Source organism: Nioella sp., from assembly GCF_964229645.1.
GTDB lineage: Bacteria > Pseudomonadota > Alphaproteobacteria > Rhodobacterales > Rhodobacteraceae > Nioella.
The window spans coordinates 1-2,667 of record NZ_CAXREX010000256.1; the positions used below are offsets into that span (position 1 = coordinate 1).

The following is a 2,667-nucleotide window of genomic DNA, read 5'->3' on the forward strand; positions in this document are numbered from 1 at the left end:
CTTCGTAATTGGCGAGGATTTTCTGGACGGTTCTGGTGGCGCGCATGGCGGGTCCCCTCTGGAATTGACTGTTGGGCAAAGGGATACGCGGGCGATTGGGTCACGACAATGGCGGCACGAAGACGTTAGCGCCCACAATCGCCTTTTTTTCATCCGCGCGGCGGATCGGGGCCGGCTGCGAAGCTTCCGGGCTTTATGCGAGAAAGTGGCTTTGTCCTGCCGGTCGGGCGGGAATGTTTCCTTTTTCGAGGTACTTCAGGAGGTCTCCGCCCGGCTTCACGCTTCATTAAGGCGCAAGGTGTAGACCCAGCCCAAGGGATGCAGGCCGCATGAAAGGGGACAAGCGTCATGCCGACCGATGTCAGCGCCGCCTTGTCTCGCGGCGCGCCCCTTTTGGTGATCGTGCTGGTGGTGCTGGGTTTCGGTGCCAATCTGAGGGCAGGGCCCGGCGTGGAGCAGCCTGCTCTGGCGCTGCCCACCGCGTTGTCGTACCTGCTGCTGGCCGGATTGTTCTGGCCCGGGCCGCGTCCGCCCGCTTCCCTGCGCAATACGCTCGCCGGGGGCATCGCGCTGGGTTGAGCGATGGTGCTGGCCGACCGCTTTGCCGGTCTGTTCGGCGGCCATGCCGATGCGGTCCTGAAGGCGGCCGAATTGTCGTCTTTGGGCCTGAACGGGCATGTCTCAACCAAGTCGCTGGTGTTCATCGGCACCTGTGCGCTGGCGCTGCTCAGCGCGCGCCGAAACCGGCTTTTGTCGGCGCTGTTCGTCATCGCATTGCTGGCCATGACCAACGTGGCCGTCGTCGACCTGGCGATGGCCAGTGCGTTGTGGGACGCGGAGCTGTCGCTCTGGTCGACGCTGTGCGGCTTCACGCTGACGCTGTCGGCGGCGCTCGGCTTGCGCAAGGCCAGCCTGTTGTCGCCGCTTTTCCTGCCAGGCAGGGCCGGGCATGCGTTGCGTCTCATGGCGGCGGGCGCGTTGTTCCTGCCGATGGGGGCGGGCTGGATCTATGCCGCGCGGCAGGCGCCGGGTCCGGATGAAACCGCGCTGATCGGCCTGCTATTCGGCGGGCTGGGCTGGGTCATGTTCCAGATCACCATCGTGCTGGGCATTTTCATCGCGCGCGAGATGCGGCGCATCGACAGGATGAGCCGGCAGGACGCGCTGACGGGGCTGCTGAACCGCAAGGGATTCGAGACGGCGATGGCAGGGCTGAAGGCCGATGTCGTGGGGCTGATGCTGTGCGATCTCGACCGTTTCAAGACGGCCGATCATCGTTTCGGCCATCGGGCGCGGGATGCGCTGTTGTACGATATCGCGGGCATCCTCACCCGGCAGATCGTGCAGGCGGGCCCCGACGCGCGCGGGGCGGTTTTGGCGCGGCTGGGCGGAGACGAATTCATCCTCGCCCTGCCCAACATGACCGAACCGGCGTTGGGCAGGCTGGCTGACAGGATCCGGCTTGCCGTCGCCGCCATGCCGCCCGTCACCGCCGATGACAAGATCTACGCGCCGAAGCTGCTGATCGGCTGCGTGCTTCACGTGCCGGCCCGGATGGATCTGGAGCGCACCTTGCGCGACGCCGATGACGCCCTGCACTGGGTCAAACAGAACAGCGGCCTGTGTTGGCCCGACGTGGAGAACCCGGGCAACCCCGACGATCCGGCGAGAGACGACCGGGCGGGGAACGCCCTGGACGAAGATCCAGACATCCCTGAGCGCGGGGCGGAGAGTGTCAGGGCGGGGCGCGGCCCGCCCGGGGATGGGGCGGGGACCGGGCCGGAGGCTGAGACGCGCGTGACGTCCAGAGGCGATATGCCGGGCGGTGGAGAACCGGCAAGAGCCGTGCAACCGGGCCGGACAGCAGGACGCGCTCCCAGCGGCTGAAGCTGGAAGTTGTTCCCGCCAGCGAACGACGTGGCTGCCGCGGCGGCGGAGGCCGCGCTTGTCCAACCGCGCGGGCACAGCGTCGTACGAGCCCCGATGCACGGTCTTGAACGAGGGACACACCGCAGGCGATCCTTCCAAATACGAGGCGCGCGTCGCCCTTGAACGCATGGCGACGGATGTGCCGGCAGGTACGCCTTATCCGCATTCGCGCCGTACCCGTATGCGCACTTTGCCCGCATACGCGCCGTCCCGCATACAGGCCATGCCCGCCTACATGCCTGAGCCCGCCTACGGGCCCAGCTGCGCGTCGGCACGCGTTCCGGACGGATCGGACCGGGTATTCGCCGAAACTCGCCTCTTCGCGTGCGCCCGGCGATGGCCGGCCAATAAGGACCGGTCTGTAAGGGCCGGGCCGACTGCAGGCCGGGCCGACTGCACGACGCGGCGTCCGCGCGCCCGTGCGGCGGGCGCCTAGTCCGGTCGCAGGCCCCGGGCGCGGAACAGCTCTTCGGCGATGATGATCTTGCGCATCTCGGTCGTTCCGCCGCCAAGCGAGGCGATGCGGGCGTTACGGTAATGGCGGTTGACCTCGGTCTCCCAGACAAAGCCCGACCCGCCATGGATCTGCACCGCCAGATCGGTCACCCGGGCGATCATCGCCGACCCGTTCAGCACCACGCCCGCGCAGAGCCGGTGGATCGCGCCGCGCCCGCCTTCGCCCTGTTTCAGCGCATCGCAGGCGGCGAGTGCCTGATAGGCATAGATCCGCGCGCTCTC

Annotated in this window: 3 protein-coding genes; 2 read left to right on the top strand and 1 reads right to left on the bottom strand. The window is 67.6% G+C overall.

What is annotated here, in order from left to right:
• Positions 1–348: 348 nt before the first annotated feature.
• Positions 349–579: a hypothetical protein gene (locus ACEQXV_RS17080; protein ID WP_370270170.1), complete on the top strand. Its 231-nt coding sequence runs from the start codon at positions 349–351 to the stop codon at positions 577–579.
• A gap of 3 nt (positions 580–582) precedes the next feature.
• Positions 583–1,887, top strand: a complete 1,305-nt coding sequence (locus tag ACEQXV_RS17085) for a GGDEF domain-containing protein (protein ID WP_370270171.1) — start codon at positions 583–585, stop codon at positions 1,885–1,887.
• Positions 1,888–2,361: 474 nt separating this feature from the next.
• Here ACEQXV_RS17085 and ACEQXV_RS17090 read toward each other — a convergent pair.
• A partial coding sequence (locus ACEQXV_RS17090) for an acyl-CoA dehydrogenase family protein (RefSeq protein WP_370270173.1) occupies positions 2,362–2,667 on the bottom strand: 306 nt, incomplete at its 5' end.

Coding starts and splice junctions, on each gene's coding strand:
- ACEQXV_RS17085 (WP_370270171.1), top strand. CDS start 583: ATGGTGCTGGCCGACCGCTTTGCCGGTCTGTTCGGCGGCCATGCCGAT.
- ACEQXV_RS17080 (WP_370270170.1), top strand. CDS start 349: ATGCCGACCGATGTCAGCGCCGCCTTGTCTCGCGGCGCGCCCCTTTTG.